This is a genomic window from Rhizomicrobium sp. (genome assembly GCA_037200985.1).
Classification (GTDB): Bacteria; Pseudomonadota; Alphaproteobacteria; order Micropepsales; family Micropepsaceae; genus Rhizomicrobium.
In genome coordinates, this window is sequence record JBBCGJ010000001.1 from 3,023,871 (window position 1) to 3,039,454 (window position 15,584).

Below are 15,584 nucleotides of genomic sequence, written 5' to 3' on the forward strand. Positions count from 1 at the left end.
GATGAAGCGATCACGGTTCACGGAAGAACAGATCATTGGGGTGCTGCGGGAGCACGACACTGGGGTGAAGACGGCGGATTTTTGCCGCAAGCACGGATCAGCAGCGCGACATTTTTCAAATGGAAGTCGAAGTATGGCGGCATAGACGTGTCGGACGCCCGGCGGTTGAAGGTTCTGGAAGAAGAGAACCGCAAGCTGAAGAAGCTGTTGGCCGAGACGATGCTCGATATCGCCATGCTGAAGGAACTGAACTAAAAAAATGGTGACGCCCGTCGTGAAGCGGCAAGCTATGGCTCATCTCGCCCAGGTGTTCGAGGTGAGCCAGCGCCGGGCGTGTCAGGTGATCGTGGCGATCGAACGTCCATGCGCTATCGCAGCGTGCGGCCTGACGATGCAGTCCTGCGCGCTCGGTTGCGCGAGTTTGCCGCTGTCCGGCGCCGGTTTGGCTATCGGCGCCTGCAACTCCTGCTACACCGCGAGGGCACGCGCGTGAACCACAAGAAGCTGAGGCGGCTCTATCGCGAGGAACGCCTTCAGGTGCGCCGACGGGGTGGACGCAAAAGAGCGCTTGGAACAAGGGCTCCGCTGGCATTGCCACAGGGACCGAACCAACGCTGGTCGCTGGACTTCATCAGTGACACGCTGACCGACAGCCGGCGCTTCCGCATGCTCACCGTCGTTGACGACTTCACGCGCGAATGCGTCGCGCTGGTCGCCGATACATCGCTCTCAGGACTGCGCGTGGTGCGTGAACTCGACACGGTCATCGCGATGAAAGAACTTCCTCCCGAATGCAGAAGCTCCGTATCAATCAACCGCCGCGACAGTTGCGGCGACTTCAAATCGTCAGAATCAGCTAGAGAAGACTTCCGCATCCACTAGGCGTTGCCCTAATTCATCTTTTTTCGCCAATTGTGGAGGCATGCTGACCGGCCACGCTATACCGATCTCCGGATCGTTCCACAACAGACTGCGCTCATATTCCGGATGCCAATAGTCGGTGGTCTTGTACAAAAAATCTGCGGTATCGCTTGTCACAAGAAAGCCGTGCGCGAAGCCTTCAGGTATCAAAAGCTGCTTTTTATTTTCGGCCGAGAGCGTAACGCCGATCCATTTGCCGAAATTCTGCGAGTTGCGGCGCAAATCCACCGCGACATCAAAGACCTCGCCGTGAGTCACACGCACAAGCTTCCCTTGCGGATGTTCGATTTGATAGTGCAGACCGCGCAGTACGCCCCCTGTCGAGCGGCTGTGATTGTCCTGGACGAAGTCGCGCTTCAGGCCGGTGGCGGCTTCGAATTCTCGGGCGTTGAAGCTTTCGAAGAAGAAGCCACGGTCGTCACCGAAGACTTTGGGTTGCAGCAACAGGACTTCGGGAAGCGATGTGGGGGTGACGGTGTAGGGCATGAGTTATTGGTGGATAAGCTTGAGGAGATATTGGCCGTAGCTATTTTTGCGCAACGGCTTGGCGAGCGCTTCGACTCTGGCGGCGTCGATCCAGTTGTGCGCCAGTGCGATTTCTTCTGGGCAGGCAATCATCAGGCCCTGGCGCCTTTGTAGCGTGGCGATGAAGCTGGCGGCTTCGAGTAGGCTGTCATGCGTACCGGTGTCGAGCCAGGCAAAGCCGCGGCCCATGGTTTCTACGTGCAGCGTCCCCATTTCGAGGTAGCAGCGGTTGAGATCGGTGATTTCGAGTTCGCCGCGGGCGGATGGCTTGATGCTGGCCGCGAGGTCACAGACTTGGCGGTCGTAGAAATAGAGGCCTGTCACTGCGTAGTTGGATTTTGGCGCCGCCGGCTTTTCGTCAATGCTGATGGCGCGTTGGTGTTCGTCGAATTCGACGACACCGTAACGCTCGGGATCGTGGACGTGATATGCGAAGACGCTGGCGCCCGTCTGGCGCGCGTCGGCCGCTTGCAGAAGCTTCACCATGTCGTGGCCGTAATAGATATTGTCGCCTAGGACCAACGCGCTCGGCGAATTCCCCACGAATTCGCGGCCGATGATAAAGGCTTGCGCGAGACCATCCGGTGAGGGCTGGACGGCGTATTGGATGTTGATGCCCCACTGGCTGCCATCGCCGAGCAATTCTGCGAAACGCGGCGTGTCGTGCGGCGTCGAGATCACCAGAATGTCGCGGATGCCGCTCAGCATCAGGGTGGTGAGCGGATAGTAGATCATCGGCTTGTCGTAAACCGGCATCAATTGCTTCGAGACCGATTGCGTAATCGGATAGAGCCGGGTGCCGGAGCCGCCGGCCAGGACGATGCCCTTTCGTGCCGGCGTATTTCTTTGTGGCGCGATCATGTCGCCGTCGCGGGCAAAAGCTGGTCGAGTACGGCGTCGACGTCGTCGGTCCAATCCGGCAGCGTGAGGTTGAACGCCGCCCGAAGCTTGGATGTATCGAGACGCGAATTCTTTGGCCGCATTGCCGGCGTTGGGTATTCCGCGGTCGTTATCGGCATGACGGATTGCGGCTCGGCCTTGAGAGCAATGCCCGTTTGGCGGGCTCGCGCGATAACATGTTTGGCAAGCCCGTGCCAGCTGGTCTCGCCGCCCGCCACTGTGTGATAAAGTCCCCAGCGGCTGTCGCCGGCCTTTGCCGCGGCAAGCTGTGAAAGAGTCTTAGCGGTGATGTCGGCGAGCAAGGCGGCGGAGGTCGGCGCGCCGAACTGATCGGCTACCACGCGCAACACGTCGCGCTCGCCGGCCAGGCGCAACATGGTCTTGATGAAATTCTGGCCGTGGGCGCTGACGACCCAGCTGGTGCGAAAAATCAGATGCTTTCGGCAGGTCCGCACGGCAAGCTCGCCCTCCAGCTTGCTGCTGCCATAGACCGACAACGGTCCCGTCGCGTCTGTTTCGACATACGGTGAAGACTTACTCCCGTCGAACACATAGTCCGTCGAATAGTGAACCAAGCAAGCCCCGAGCGTTTCCGCTTCTTCGGCAAGGACAGCCGGCGCCGTCGCGTTAATCGCGAAAGCACGATCCGGCTCGCTTTCGGCCTTGTCGACGGCTGTGTAGGCAGCCGCGTTGAGGATGATGCTGGGTTCATGCCGGCGCACAACTGCGCGCAAAGACTCAGGATTGGCAAGATCGATATCAGGTCTGGCGAGCGCGATGACCGGACCCAGCGCAGCTAGCGTATGGCGCAATTCCTGGCCGACCTGGCCGTTGGCGCCGAGCAGCAGGATGGAGCGCTGCGTCACGTTAGGTGCCGTATTGCCGGTCGATCCATTGGCGATAGCCGCCGCTGGTCACGCCCTCGACCCAGGCTTGATTGTCGAGATACCACTGCACGGTCTTGCGGATTCCGGTATCGAAGGTTTCCTGCGGCTTCCAGCCAAGCTCGCGCTCGATCTTGCCGGCGTCGATGGCGTAGCGCCGGTCGTGACCGGGACGGTCTTTCACATAGGTGACCTGATCGGCGTAGGATTTTCCGTCGGCTTTGGGTCGCAGCTCGCCGAGGATGGCGCAGACTGTTTTGACGACATCCAGGTTGGCCATCTCGTTCCAGCCGCCGATATTGTAGGTCTCGCCGACGCGCCCAGCCTGCAACACCCGAATGATGGCGCGGCAATGGTCTTCGACATAGAGCCAATCGCGAACCTGCAATCCGTCGCCATAAATCGGCAGCGGCTTGCCCGCGAGTGCGTTTAGGATGATCAGCGGGATGAGCTTTTCTGGGAAGTGATAGGGTCCGTAATTGTTGCTGCAGTTGGTCGTCAGAACCGGCAGGCCGTAGGTATGATGCCAGGCACGCACCAGATGATCGCTGGCGGCCTTGCTTGCGGAATAGGGCGAGTTCGGTTCGTAGGTGTCGCTCTCCTTGAACGGAGCCTCATCTGCATCGAGCGTTCCATACACCTCGTCGGTCGAAACGTGCAGGAAGCGAAACGCGTCTTTCTGCTCGGGCGGCAGATCACTCCAATAGCCGCGCACGGCTTCGAGCAGATTGAAGGTGCCGACCACATTGGTCTGGATGAAGTCTCCCGGGCCATGGATCGAGCGATCGACATGCGACTCGGCAGCGAAATTGATCACCGCGCGCGGACGATGCTCGCTCAGCAATCGTCCGACCAGCGCACTGTCGCCGATGCTGCCGCGGACGAATACGTGCCGCTGATCGCCGCGCAAAGGCGCGAGGTTGGCGAGATTGCCGGCATAGGTCAGGCAATCCAGGTTGATCACAGCCTCGTCCGCCTGGGCCAGCCAGGTGTGGACGAAATTGCTGCCGATGAAACCGGCGCAGCCCGTGGTGAGGATGGTCACGCGAACAATGCTTTCGTTGTGATCCGGATTGCGGCGGATTCTTCAAGCTACCGCCGTTCGGGTGAAACGTGTTTCACCCGTGCGGTTGTGCTTCGTGCAGCGCTTCACGCCGCCGGCGCGAGCGCTTCCTGGCGCAAGGCCACCGAGACGGCGCGGCCCAACAGATCGAGCAGCACGCGGACGCGGCCGGAGGCGTCGAGTTGTTCGAGCGTACCGATCAGATCCGTGAAGGGGCCCTCCGTGATGCGGATGGCCTGGCCGATCTTGAAGCTCGGTGCCCAGTTCATCGCGCCGTCGCCGCCCATGCGGGACTGCAGGGCTTCGACGATGCCGTGCGGAACGGGCTGTGGCGCTTCGCCTTGGGTGATCAGGCGCATGACGCCGAACGTGCCGTTGACGCTGCGCCAGGACTCGATCGCGATGTCGCGTTCCAGAAACACATAGCCGGGGAACAGCGGCGAGAAAACCTGCTTCACCGCGCGGGCATGGCGGACAGTTTTGCGGATGCGGGGGCAGAAGACGTGGAAGCCCTGGCGCTCCAGATTGGCGATGGCGCGGTTTTCGGCGTGGGGCTGGGTTTGGAGGACGTACCAGCGCGCTCCGGTCGCGATGACCTTGTCCATGGAAACCGATCCGCCCCATTGCAGGCCCCCGCCTGCGCTAACACGCGATAACGCCGCTTATCATGCCTTCGGCCACGCTGCCGCCGTTCGGGTGAAACGAGATTTCACCCCGAGCATACTTGGCCGTCTCCCGCTTGCTCGAAGTCAGGCGGCGGACACCAGCACCTCGGTGCGCAACGTCACCGACACGGAGCGTCCGAGAAGATCCAGCAGCACGCGCACCCGGCCCGGTGCATCAAGCTTTTCGAGTTTTCCCACCAGATCGGCGAATGGGCCGTCGACGATGCGTACAGCCTGGCCGATCTCGAATGCCGTGTGGCGCGCGACCGCGCCGTCTTCGTCGAGTTGCGCACGAAGCGCCTCGACCACGCCGATCGGCACCGGCTGCGGCGTATCGCCGTGCGCGATGAGGCGCGCAACGCCGGTCGTACCGTTCACGGCGCGCCATTGCTCATGCGCAATATCGAGGTTTAGAAAGAGATAGCCGGGAAACAGCGGCACAAGCGTGCGCGTTACCTTGCGGGCGTGGCGTATCGTCCGGTGGATGCGCGGGCAGAAAAGGCGATAACCCTGCCGCTCGAGATGGAAGCCCGCACGGTTCTCCGCATGCGGCTGGACTTGGACAACGTACCAGCGGGAGACATACAAATCCGCGGCGCGCATCGCTTGCGCGCCCGGAACCGACTGTATGGCGCGCACGGACGGCGCGGGCGCCGGGCCCGAGGGCGTGTCTTGCGGATTTGCAGCCGCTCTCATTGCCCGACAAAAGCCCCACGACGCATTGCAGCAAAAGCCCCAAAACTTGATGAGATGTGCTAGGCTGACATGTGGATCAATCTTGCCATCCCATTCCATCGAAACACTAAATCAGTCTTTCTGCACTGCACAAGTCCAATCGCGGCGCTGCGGCGATTATCTTTCATGCCGGTTAATCGGACGCGCGATCGGACCGTCAATCTCACGCAGGACTCGCGCCCGGCTGGGCGCGGCTGCGTTGTGCTTGCGCGACGCCCAAGCCGAGCATGGCCGCATAAAAAGTTCCCACGGCCGGAAGCTGCAGGCTGAAGTCCACAGCTGAGTGTACGGCCACGAGAATCGTAGCGCAGAAGCCTAGCAGGGCAAAATGGCGGTTGCGCCGGCGGGCGAAGACCCCGCGGGCACACAGGATAGCAAGCCAAACGAGGGCGGTCCACCAGGCGATCCCCGCAGGCAAACCGACGCCGGCCGCGAATTCGAGATAGTCGCAATGAGCCTTGTCCATGACGAAAGGAAGGGCCTGCCGCGCGTAGAGCGGATAGGCGTCCTGAAAGGTCCCAAGGCCCAAGCCACGCCACGGTGCGTCGCCAATCATGCGCCACGTCGCGTCCCAAAGGGCGAGGCGGATCTGATCGGCCTCCCCGGCGTCTGCAAGTCTGGCCAGCCGATCGCCCAACGTATCGCCGTTGAGCATGATGACCGTAAAGATTGCAACGAGCGATGCGATCGCAGCCGCTGCCGTCCATCCGCGTACCTGCGAGCGTCGCGCGAGAAATGCAGCTACGATGGCCATGGCGAGCAAAGCTGTCGCAGTTGCCACAAATCCAGCCCGCGAGGCCGACGCTATGACGGCGGAAAACGACAATAACGCGGCGATGAGAGTCGGCGCGCCGCGTCCGAATGAGAATTGCAGCGCGGAATGAAACAGCGGACGCAGGCCGCGATGGGTTACGACATTCTCGCGCCCGAGATCGAAAAGCCGAAGGATGGCGGCGAGCGTACCCAGTCCTTCGAACGTCGCGAACGAGTTATGCAGCATGAACGGGCCCGAAATGAAGGACCGCTGAAACGGGATGGCGTAGATCAGTCCGGCCTGCGCGATATCGAGAATGGCGAGCACGAAGCCGTACGCAGCGTACAGCGCGGCGATGGCGACGATGGCATTCAGCAAAGTCTTCGCCATTTCGGAACGTCGGGCCATGACGAAGGCGAGCCAGAAGGCGGCGGCGTAGCTGACGAGCTTGAGCGTCTCCGCATGGGTGCGCCAAGGATCGATCGACACGACACCGCGGATGGGCCGTCCCAGGGAATGCGCGGTCATGGCCCAGATCGGATGCGCCCAGTTTTCCGGAACAATCGGGAGTGTCTGAACGACCGTCCAAGCCAATACGATCAAGGCGATGGCCGCGGGCGCGGCGATGGGTCGGAGCCGCGCGGTGTCTTCGGGCGTATCACCGACCGTCGAGATCGCCCAGAGAACCCAGGAAGACGCGATCATCAGTTCGAGCAGCGGCGCGCCCCAACTAACGGCGCTGCCCAACGGAAACGGCGCCCAAGCCAGAGCCGCGATCAGTAGCCAAAAGGCGCCGGCGCGAAGCCACCCGGCGAAAGCGAAAGGTTTCGTCTCATGGCCTTTTGGCGCCCCTGCTGGGATCATCGTCCCACCCGCTCCTCGGTCGCGGCTCGGCGGCGTTCCTGAGAGAGCCAGCGGTTGAAGGCACGAAAATCGTCAGGACGACTTGCAAACGCACGGATCACCAGCGCGACACCGGCCGGCGTCGAGAGAAGCGGGGGGAGGTATCGTCGTAGCGGCTCCTGCTCCCAAAGAAGTTGAACTTGGCGCAACGCCATCGTTCGCGTTTCGCCATCCAATGCGTCCCACTGTGCGGCTGCGTCGCGGGCCCGCTCGCCAGCCAGCCAGAAGTCGTAAGGCGCCAATACAAGGGCCTGCGAAAGCGCCTCAGCGGCTCGCCGGCGGTCGCTGGAAGCGAGCATTTCCGACAACAATAGCCAGCCGCGCGGCACGGCCGGCGCATCTTCTATGCCATGTTCGAGACGGACAATCTCTGCCGGTCCGCCTTGGCCGCCGCGTATTGCCGCCTCCGCTGCCGCGATCTGCGCTTCTCCATCGGCCCGAGAGGCGCGCGATAGGGCTTTAAAAGCATTGCGATAGGCGACCGGCGGCATGGAAACTTGTCGGATCATGTAAATCGGCACAGGTATAGCCGCGTCGCGCGCCAGGCCGTCCTCAAAATGAGGAAAAGCCAACAGGGCGAAGGTAATTCCGGAGATGGCCGCTAAGACGGCGAAAGGGATTCGTGCCGGCGTTGCCATCGGCATTCCAGGTAACCCCCAATGACTCAGCTATAGTACTTATTATAATTGTAATAATTTTGGTAGCCGTAGCTGTAGTAACGGAAACGTTCGCTATCAGCGCGCGTCAATGCGATACCGGAAACCGGCGCGTGCACGTCGGCCAGCGAGCGCAGTGCGTTTACAACAGCTTCGCGGGGCGTTTTCTCCCAGCGCACGACGAATAGAATGGCATCCGCCATTCGGCTCAGGATTTTCGTGTCGTTCACCGGAAGCATCGGCGCGGAGTCGATGATCACCAAATCGAACGCCTTGGAGAGGCTGGTCACGAGCTGATGCATCGCTTGCGAGTTCAACATATCGGCCGGATTCGCCGGCGTCTTCAGGCACGGCAAAACGACCGCATCGGACTTTGGATCTTTCGTTACGCACTGATCGAGCGGGAACTGGCCCAGGAGAACTTCAATCAAGCCGCTGGTGAAGTTCTCTTTACCGAATGACTTCGCAACATTCGGCCTGCGCAGGTCGCCGTCTATTACGATTGTCTTTAGGCCACCACGAGCGGCGATGCGAGCGAGGCTTATGGCAACGGTGGTCTTGCCCTCGCCAGGAACCGATGATGTAACGACGATGATCTTGGGTTGGCGATCCACATTCGAGAGTGAGAGGCCAAGCTGCAAGCCGCGCACGGCTTCGGCAAAAGACGACAGGGGCTTGTCCACCACATAATCTGCGGCTTCGTAACCTTTCTTGCCCAATCCCACGATTTCCGGAACGGTCGACAAAACCGGCAGACCGAGCACGCTTTCGACATGCTGCGTCGTGCGAAAGCCGGAGTCGAGGCGCTCCAATGCGAAGGCAAGCATCAACCCGAGGACGATGCCGGCGGGTATCGCAAGCCCGATCGTCAGACCTTTTTTCGGAAAACTGGGGGATGTCGGCGTTTCCGCATTGGAGATCACACGCGAATCCGGAGTCAGGATGCCCTCTTGCCCCTGCGTTTGATTCAACCGGCCAAGAAAAGCTTCATACATCGAACGCGCCGACGTAGCAGCGGACTGAAGCGCGGTCAGCTGAACTGCATCCTGGTTTTGCGTCGCGCCCTGGTTCTCCAGCGTGCTCAAACTGCCTTGCAGCGAGCCGACATGTGCGGCAGCGATCGAGACATCGTTTCGCGCCGAATCGACAATGCGTTGAACCTCTTCGTCGATCTTCGCCTTTATATTGGCCTTTTGCGCCTCGAGATCGAGAATCTTGGGATGTCCGGGAAGATATTTGGTCGACAGGTCAGCCAGTTGCCGGGCGATATCGGACTCTTGTGCTCGCAGCGCGCTGATGACAGGCGATGCCATCGCAGCAGCAGAGTCGGCGGCCCGTCCAGCACGGGCAAGTGCCAACAAGCCCGAATAAGCGGCTTGCTTTTCGGCCAATACCGTCTTTGACATGACAAGCTGGCTGTTGATGTCGGACGTCTGCTGCTCGACCACCGACACGCCGTTTCCTGTCGTGGTTATATTGTGTTCGGCCTTGTAGCGCTGAACCGCGGCGTCCGCTTCTTCGGCTTTGCGCGATAGCTCACCGATACGGCCAGAGAGCCATTGCGTGGCCTTTTGCGTCGCGTCGAACTTGGCCTCCAACTGATCCTCGACATAGGCGTTGGCTATGGCATTTGTAATCTTCGATGCCTTCGCGGGATCTTCCGACTCGAACGAGACGGTCATAGCCGTGGACAACCCGATCGGGGACACCGTCAACCGCGACAGGTATTTGCGAATGACGGCGTTGCGGGCTAGGTCTTGTCCCTGTGCTGCAGCCTGTGTGTCAGCGTCTCCGGGAAACCAAGTGAATGGATTGAGGTAGGCTAGAAAAGCCAGCCATCCCGCGCCTTGCGGATTGAACTCCGGATCCTGATCGAGTTTCAGCTTGTCGACGACCCGGCTTGCGAGTTCTAGGGACGTCAGAATTTGGACTTGGTTCTGGATTGTCGCTTGATCGCTGCCGAGACCCGACAGGATCGCGCTGGCGCTTTCCACACTATTCTTTTGCTGATCTAGCATCACGATCGCGCTCGCCGAATATAGCGGTGTCATAAGCACGACGAAGGCAACCGCAAGAGCAGTAACCACGACCGTCGCCCCAGCGATCACTTTCCACCGGACGCGGACGATACGGAGAAAATCGACCAGCGAAAACCCGGAGTCCTCGGGCACGAAAGACTCGGCCTCGTGGCCTTCGTGCTCGTCATCGGCGATACGTTTTTGCATGTTCATTTCGGTGTTGCGCCAGCGGTTCTCACCGCAACTCTACAGGCTCTTCCGGCACGACTAACCTGTTTTTTCAATGACTGACTAACGACACAGCCTACTCCACTGTCGCCAGCTGTGCGTCTCTTCCGTCATGCCCGATCACAACACCGCCAAACCGACTACTCATCAGATATGCAGAGAGAGGCCGAGGCTGATCGTGTTGTCCGTATAGTCAATGCCGGGGAAGTTCGACGAACGCTCACTGTAGTTGTATCGCACGTTTGCGCTCATATACCGGGTCATCAAGTACTTAACGCCGATGCCGGCGCCAGGATAGTTGTCCGTTCGCGTCGTGCCAACCAGTTCGCTATCTGTATAGGAGAAGTAGCCCTGAACAATGATGTTCCTCCGGAACTCATAGTCCGCGCTCAGTTTGATAAGCTTGTCGTCGCTAGCCGAGACTCCGCCAATCGTCACATCATTGATCTGATGCTCGCCATTCAGGTGCACGGTCAAAACCGGCAAAGCGAACCAGTCGAGGCTGACACCATAGTCGACACCCGAAATGTTCTTCAGCGGCGCCGCGAAGTCCTGATTGAGATAACCAACATAGACATCGCCCGCCAACAGATGCGTAAGCTGCAATGTCAAGCCGGCGTCAAAACGATAACCGTTCGATGCGCGATGTACGCCGGTGCGGTCAAAGAACAAGTCGAACTGGCGCGAGTCGTATAGGGCCTTCACATAGCCCGAATAGCCGGGCGAGAAATCGTAGTTGACCTTGGCGAAGCCCTGAAACTCGTCTTCATTGCGGTCCGTGTTGAACAGCAGGCCACCGCCGATCTTTGGCGTATTCAGCCAATCGTAACGATCATAGCCACCGCCGATACTGAAGCCGAGACGATTGGGCTGATAGCGGCCGGTCGTGTCGACATGGGTCTTATTATAGCGGTTCGGCGAGGACTGAAAACCCACAGTGTTCGGCGAACTCAAGGCTTCATGATATTCGCCATAGGAGGCGTTGGCCGACCAGTCGGCGGCGCGTGAAATGTCAAAGCGGCCGTCGCTGCCGACGTTCCAGTCCGTCAAGTTGAGCCGGCTGAAGCTCGCATAATTGTAGTTATCGGCACCACCGTAGACCTCAAAGAAATGACGACCCCACTGTGAGATCAGCCGAAGAGATGGCGCTTCCTCGAAATACCAATCCGAACTCGCGGCAGGAATCCGGAGGACATTGTCATCATAGTTCGCACTGACGTCGAGCGACGGGAAGAGACGAAAACCGCCGAGTGGAACGCCCTTCGCATCATATTCCGGCCGCGGGCGCTCCAGAACACCAACATCCTGCGGTGTCATGCCGATATAAGTCGGCGATGTTGCGTCGTCGGCGATCGCCGGTACGGCAAAGCCCGTGATGCTCGCACCGGCCGCGGAGAAACCAATAACCATGGCAGCGCGGCGCAGGGCTTTCTGCACAAGGTTGTATCTGTACATATGCTGCGCCGTCGCAGTTGCATATCGCGGCTGCTGCGCACCGGCTTCGAGCATAACGAATACCGCCGAAAGCTCCTCAAGTGCCGCGTCTATGCGCTGAAGGCCCCCAGCACGAGAGTCATTCGCCGCGATGCGCTGCGCAAGCGTTGCACGCAGCAGACGCAGTTCGATCAGGGCGCCTTCAAATTTGTCCGAAAGAGCGCGGCCATCCAGATCGGCCTCGCCCGCCAAACGCTGCGCGAGAAGCGACAGGCACTCGGCGATCCGCCCAAGCGTGTCTGCTCGCGAACCATTACCGTTACCAGGAGCAGACGTTTCGAACATGCCCCATTGCGGACGAACGCCCATCAAAACACACCCCACCATTATCGAATGCGCTACTATCGAATATCGATGTCTTTTTTAGAGACTGGTGCAGGACGGGTTCAGACAGCCACCGCCGCTGGGAGTGCCACCCGCCAGATTTCTGCCGCCACTGATGCCGTTGAGGTTCCCGCCCGTCTCACTAGTCGAAGGCGTTTTGCCGGCAACCGACGCGAGATTGGAATAACCGAGCGACGTCGTGGTTGATTGGTAACTCGCCACTTCGTCGGTCTTGCCTTCATTCGCCAGCGTCGACGCGATCGCCGAAGCGGCGGTTGTGCTGGTCGGGGCAATCGCTGCGGAGGCCTGCCCCAAGCCGGCTCCGATCTCGGAGGCTGTGGCGCCGGCGCTTTCGGCGATCGTCAGCACTGCCGACGTGATCGACGCTGCGGCGTCGGTGCCGTAGGTTGCGATGGCATCCTGCACGGACTTCGAAATGGCCGCTTCGATAGCTGCCGGATCGCCGTTCGCAGCTTGGATGGCTGCGGTCAACGACGTCTGGAGCGAAGAGGTCTGCTCGACCGTCAGCGAGACCGCCGCAAAGGCAGGCGTCATCATCGCAAATTCGGCCACGCCGACCGAGGAACTCACCAATGCCGCGCTGAGCGCCAGCGACGCCGCGCCGGTCCGCAACGACTTTAGGAAAGCCTTCTTCATGGGAACCCCCTTACCAGATACGTACGAACCCAGCAGCCAGACAATCTAAAGTTGCGACCCTCGCAACTGCAGCAATACACTAGCCTAAAAAGTACAAACGCTCAATGCACTGCAAGCCTCTCTTTGATATAAGGCTTAAGTGATGTGCTTAAGAAAGCGTATAATTTTTCGACTGTCGCTTTCCTGCAACCCAGAATTTGTGCAGCCAGCCTGGAGAAGGGCTTCCACCTACCCAGATCGGGATGGCGCGCTGGCGTCTTCAGCTTAGAAAATCCGTTCGCCGATCCGAACGATGTCGCCGGGATAGATGCGAGTCGACGCGTTCGCAGGGAACATCTCTTCCTTCATCATCCCGTTCCGGCGGATATAGACGTCGGTATCGTCGGCCCGATAGGTATAACCACCCGCCAGCGCCACGGCGCCCAGGATGTTGAGGCTGTTTTCGTAGGGATATTCGCCCGGTTTGTTCACTTCGCCGATGATGTAAAACGGCCGATAGTTCTCGATTTGTGCGCTGACTTTTGGGTCGCGGAGATATTTGGAGCTGAGCATCGTCTGAACTTCACTGACGAACTCATGGATGGTGAGGCCGGCCGCCTTCACCTGGCCGACGAGCGGCAATTGGACTTGCCCGGACCCGTCGACGAAGAACTCGCCGCTCAGATCGTCTTCGCCATAGACCGTGACTTTAACCTTGTCGCCCGTACCCAGCCGATAATTCTCGTCGACGAACACCGGTCCGGTGCTCGGCAGGGTTGCCGGCGGAGCCACCTCGGTCGGCGGCGGTGCGGCCACCCCGGCACTGGGACCCGGCAAGGTGGACTGGGCCACAGCCGGCCCGCCCAGCGCCAGAGACAAAAGGAGTGTCATGGAGATCGCCGCGGCAAACGCGCAAATTTCAAGGCATATGCGGTTCATATTCGTCATTTCCCAATCTCGAACAGGCGCCCCCCGAGCCAAGCAAGGGATGTTCCTTACGACAGAGCTGCGTCCATCTTGGCCGGTGCCGTCGCCAGGAACGTGCAATCCTCCCCCTCCAAAACGGCGGCTGTAAGGCAACCCGTCGCGTGAGCCCCGGTATCGATACCGATCCGGTTTCGCCGCCTCACCGGCGTAGGTGTCGGCGTGTGACCATGGACCACAACCTTATCGAACAGGCGACTGGAAAGCAGAAAATCGTCGCGGATCCAAAGCAAATCTTCCTGCATCTGCTTGTCGAGCGGAATGCCCGGCCGGATGCCTGCGTGCACGAACAGATAATCGCCTTCCTCGTGCGTTAACGCCAAATCGGCGAGAAACCGCAAATGCGACTGGGGGCACTTCTCGGCCAGTTCGTCCCGTGCCTTGGAGAAGGCTTTTTCGTCGTCGAACCGCGGCGGCATCACGCCATAGCTGAGAAGCGTCTCCGGCGCACCGAAATTGCGCCAAGCCCGGTAGAAATTCGGATCGCCGAGGAAATCCAGGAATGCCTGATCGTGATTGCCGCGCAGAAAGGTCGTTTCCCACCCCGGCAGACGAAGACCGATGAGGTATTCGATGACATCCTTCGACCGCGGGCCGCGATCGATATAGTCCCCCAACAGCACCAGCGAATTCACCGCCGGCTCGCCCCTGACGGCGTAGTCGCGAAGCTGCCCTATCAATCGCTCCAGAAGATCGAGACGTCCGTGGACGTCGCCCACCGCGAACACGCGCCGGCCGGCGGGCACGGCAGGCGCCTTCGCATTCTGGCCCAAAAGGCGGGCAAGCCAACCACCGCGCTCGTTAATCACTGCCGCTTTTGCCGTCATGGTATCTCACTTAACGCCTATTTTAGGTTCTTCTAGTTCGCGGCCGCAACAAGCGTCTAAGCGATTGAAAACAAGCTTCTAACACACGTGCCGCGACGCGCATCGGCATCAATAAATTCGTTCGAATTTTAATCGAATGATCCAAAAATACGTATTAAATACTGATACTTAGCTTAAGCCGACCGAAATTGGCCCCCGCCTAGTCTCGCCCGCGAATTCAAGGGTAGAGACCGGTGAACCAGACGCTTTCCAGATTAATGGCAGTTGTCGTTCTCGCGGTCGCGGTGTCGGGATGCGCGACATCAGACTTGCCGGTCGCCTCCATCCCATCGGCGCCGATACTGGCCACGCCGCCGGCCCTTTCGCCCCTTGCCGCCCCTATAGCGAAACCCATGCCGGTGTCGGCCGACGCGGCCGTCACCCCTGGTGGTTATGTCAGCTTTTGCCTGCGGTTCCCCGACCAGTGCCAGACCACGCCCAACGCACCAGCCTCCGTCATACTGACGTCCCAGGCCTGGGCGACGCTCGCCAAGGTCAATTCCGACGTCAATGCCGCGATCTGGCCGGAAGACGATAGCCGGCACTATGGCCGGGTCGAATACTGGACGATTCCGACGGACGGCTATGGCGACTGTGAAGACTACGCCCTGACCAAACGCAAGACACTGGCAGCTTTGGGCCTGCCGCTCTCCGCCTTGCGGATAGCCGTTGTTGTCACGCCCAATGAGGTCCGACATGCCGTCCTGACGATCGTGACGGACAAGGGTGACTTTGTACTGGACAATCTCACCAACGACATTCTGCCTTGGGATCGAACCGGCTTCACTTGGGTCGAACAGCAGGCGCCGGGGAATGCAATGGCCTGGGTGTCCATGAGGCCCGCGGATCGGATGCTGGCCTCAACTGGCGACAGCATAGTCACCGGCGGCACGCATTAAGCGCACCGGAGACCGTCCCTGCGCTTGAGCACCGAGCGAGTTAAAGGACCGACGGCCATAGTCTTCGATTGCCGGCTTTATCGGCGAGCTTTTGCGGAAGGTGTAAGAGACGCCGGCAGATTTCTGCGA

At 59.9% G+C, this 15,584-nt stretch carries 14 protein-coding genes and 1 pseudogene; 2 read left to right on the forward strand and 13 right to left on the reverse strand.

Going from position 1 to position 15,584, the window contains the following annotated elements; translation table 11 throughout:
- Nucleotide 1 precedes the first annotated feature (1 nt).
- Nucleotides 2-771 (forward strand): annotated as a pseudogene (locus WDN01_14680) (transposase).
- Nucleotides 772-852: 81 nt separating this feature from the next.
- On the opposite strand, the gene rfbC reads toward WDN01_14680, so the two are convergent.
- From rfbC to WDN01_14745, 13 genes are all read right to left on the reverse strand, one after another.
- Complete coding sequence (rfbC, locus tag WDN01_14685) at nucleotides 853-1,407, reverse strand: dTDP-4-dehydrorhamnose 3,5-epimerase (GenBank protein MEJ0027268.1); 555 nt, start codon at nucleotides 1,405-1,407, stop codon at nucleotides 853-855.
- A gap of 3 nt (nucleotides 1,408-1,410) precedes the next feature.
- Nucleotides 1,411-2,307 carry a glucose-1-phosphate thymidylyltransferase RfbA gene (gene rfbA, locus WDN01_14690; protein MEJ0027269.1) on the reverse strand — a complete coding sequence of 299 codons (897 nt, stop codon included), beginning with the start codon at nucleotides 2,305-2,307 and terminating at the stop codon, nucleotides 1,411-1,413.
- Nucleotides 2,304-3,212, reverse strand: a complete 909-nt coding sequence (rfbD, locus tag WDN01_14695; GenBank protein MEJ0027270.1) for a dTDP-4-dehydrorhamnose reductase — start codon at nucleotides 3,210-3,212, stop codon at nucleotides 2,304-2,306. The genes rfbA and rfbD overlap by 4 nt, the downstream gene beginning before the upstream one ends.
- 1 nt (nucleotide 3,213) lies before the next feature.
- The gene (rfbB, locus tag WDN01_14700; GenBank protein ID MEJ0027271.1) at nucleotides 3,214-4,275 is read right to left on the reverse strand and encodes a dTDP-glucose 4,6-dehydratase; all 1,062 of its coding nucleotides are present in this window, start codon (nucleotides 4,273-4,275) and stop codon (nucleotides 3,214-3,216) included.
- 104 nt (nucleotides 4,276-4,379) lie between these two features.
- The gene (locus WDN01_14705) at nucleotides 4,380-4,898 is read right to left on the reverse strand and encodes a transcriptional activator RfaH (GenBank protein ID MEJ0027272.1); all 519 of its coding nucleotides are present in this window, start codon (nucleotides 4,896-4,898) and stop codon (nucleotides 4,380-4,382) included.
- 144 nt (nucleotides 4,899-5,042) lie between these two features.
- A complete protein-coding gene (locus WDN01_14710; GenBank protein ID MEJ0027273.1) occupies nucleotides 5,043-5,753 on the reverse strand; it encodes a transcriptional activator RfaH in 711 nt (236 codons plus the stop codon).
- A gap of 103 nt (nucleotides 5,754-5,856) precedes the next feature.
- The gene (locus WDN01_14715; GenBank protein MEJ0027274.1) at nucleotides 5,857-7,311 is read right to left on the reverse strand and encodes an O-antigen ligase family protein; all 1,455 of its coding nucleotides are present in this window, start codon (nucleotides 7,309-7,311) and stop codon (nucleotides 5,857-5,859) included.
- Nucleotides 7,308-7,994 (reverse strand): hypothetical protein, encoded by a 687-nt coding sequence (locus tag WDN01_14720; GenBank protein ID MEJ0027275.1) that lies wholly within the window; start codon nucleotides 7,992-7,994, stop codon nucleotides 7,308-7,310. The genes WDN01_14715 and WDN01_14720 overlap by 4 nt, the downstream gene beginning before the upstream one ends.
- A gap of 20 nt (nucleotides 7,995-8,014) precedes the next feature.
- Complete coding sequence (locus WDN01_14725) at nucleotides 8,015-10,231, reverse strand: polysaccharide biosynthesis tyrosine autokinase (protein MEJ0027276.1); 2,217 nt, start codon at nucleotides 10,229-10,231, stop codon at nucleotides 8,015-8,017.
- A gap of 168 nt (nucleotides 10,232-10,399) precedes the next feature.
- Nucleotides 10,400-12,055 (reverse strand): outer membrane beta-barrel protein, encoded by a 1,656-nt coding sequence (locus WDN01_14730; protein MEJ0027277.1) that lies wholly within the window; start codon nucleotides 12,053-12,055, stop codon nucleotides 10,400-10,402.
- A 54-nt stretch (nucleotides 12,056-12,109) separates the two neighbouring features.
- The gene (locus WDN01_14735) at nucleotides 12,110-12,727 is read right to left on the reverse strand and encodes a hypothetical protein (protein MEJ0027278.1); all 618 of its coding nucleotides are present in this window, start codon (nucleotides 12,725-12,727) and stop codon (nucleotides 12,110-12,112) included.
- Nucleotides 12,728-12,991: 264 nt separating this feature from the next.
- On the reverse strand, nucleotides 12,992-13,654 hold the full coding sequence (locus tag WDN01_14740) for a polysaccharide biosynthesis/export family protein (protein MEJ0027279.1): 663 nt from the start codon (nucleotides 13,652-13,654) through the stop codon (nucleotides 12,992-12,994).
- A 47-nt stretch (nucleotides 13,655-13,701) separates the two neighbouring features.
- Complete coding sequence (locus WDN01_14745; protein ID MEJ0027280.1) at nucleotides 13,702-14,517, reverse strand: metallophosphoesterase family protein; 816 nt, start codon at nucleotides 14,515-14,517, stop codon at nucleotides 13,702-13,704.
- 233 nt (nucleotides 14,518-14,750) lie between these two features.
- On the opposite strand from WDN01_14745, the gene WDN01_14750 reads away from it, so the two are divergent.
- The gene (locus WDN01_14750) at nucleotides 14,751-15,455 is read left to right on the forward strand and encodes a transglutaminase-like cysteine peptidase (GenBank protein MEJ0027281.1); all 705 of its coding nucleotides are present in this window, start codon (nucleotides 14,751-14,753) and stop codon (nucleotides 15,453-15,455) included.
- Nucleotides 15,456-15,584 lie beyond the last annotated feature (129 nt).

Excerpts from the sequence above, each read along its gene's own strand:
- rfbA (MEJ0027269.1), bottom strand. The coding sequence starts at position 2,307 with ATGATCGCGCCACAAAGAAATACGCCGGCACGAAAGGGCATCGTCCTG.
- WDN01_14710 (MEJ0027273.1), bottom strand. The coding sequence starts at position 5,753 with ATGGAATGGGATGGCAAGATTGATCCACATGTCAGCCTAGCACATCTC.
- rfbC (MEJ0027268.1), bottom strand. The coding sequence starts at position 1,407 with ATGCCCTACACCGTCACCCCCACATCGCTTCCCGAAGTCCTGTTGCTG.
- WDN01_14720 (MEJ0027275.1), bottom strand. The coding sequence starts at position 7,994 with ATGCCGATGGCAACGCCGGCACGAATCCCTTTCGCCGTCTTAGCGGCC.
- WDN01_14740 (MEJ0027279.1), bottom strand. The coding sequence starts at position 13,654 with ATGACGAATATGAACCGCATATGCCTTGAAATTTGCGCGTTTGCCGCG.
- WDN01_14735 (MEJ0027278.1), bottom strand. The coding sequence starts at position 12,727 with ATGAAGAAGGCTTTCCTAAAGTCGTTGCGGACCGGCGCGGCGTCGCTG.
- WDN01_14745 (MEJ0027280.1), bottom strand. The coding sequence starts at position 14,517 with ATGACGGCAAAAGCGGCAGTGATTAACGAGCGCGGTGGTTGGCTTGCC.
- WDN01_14715 (MEJ0027274.1), bottom strand. The coding sequence starts at position 7,311 with ATGATCCCAGCAGGGGCGCCAAAAGGCCATGAGACGAAACCTTTCGCT.
- WDN01_14705 (MEJ0027272.1), bottom strand. The coding sequence starts at position 4,898 with ATGGACAAGGTCATCGCGACCGGAGCGCGCTGGTACGTCCTCCAAACC.
- WDN01_14725 (MEJ0027276.1), bottom strand. The coding sequence starts at position 10,231 with ATGCAAAAACGTATCGCCGATGACGAGCACGAAGGCCACGAGGCCGAG.
- WDN01_14730 (MEJ0027277.1), bottom strand. The coding sequence starts at position 12,055 with ATGGGCGTTCGTCCGCAATGGGGCATGTTCGAAACGTCTGCTCCTGGT.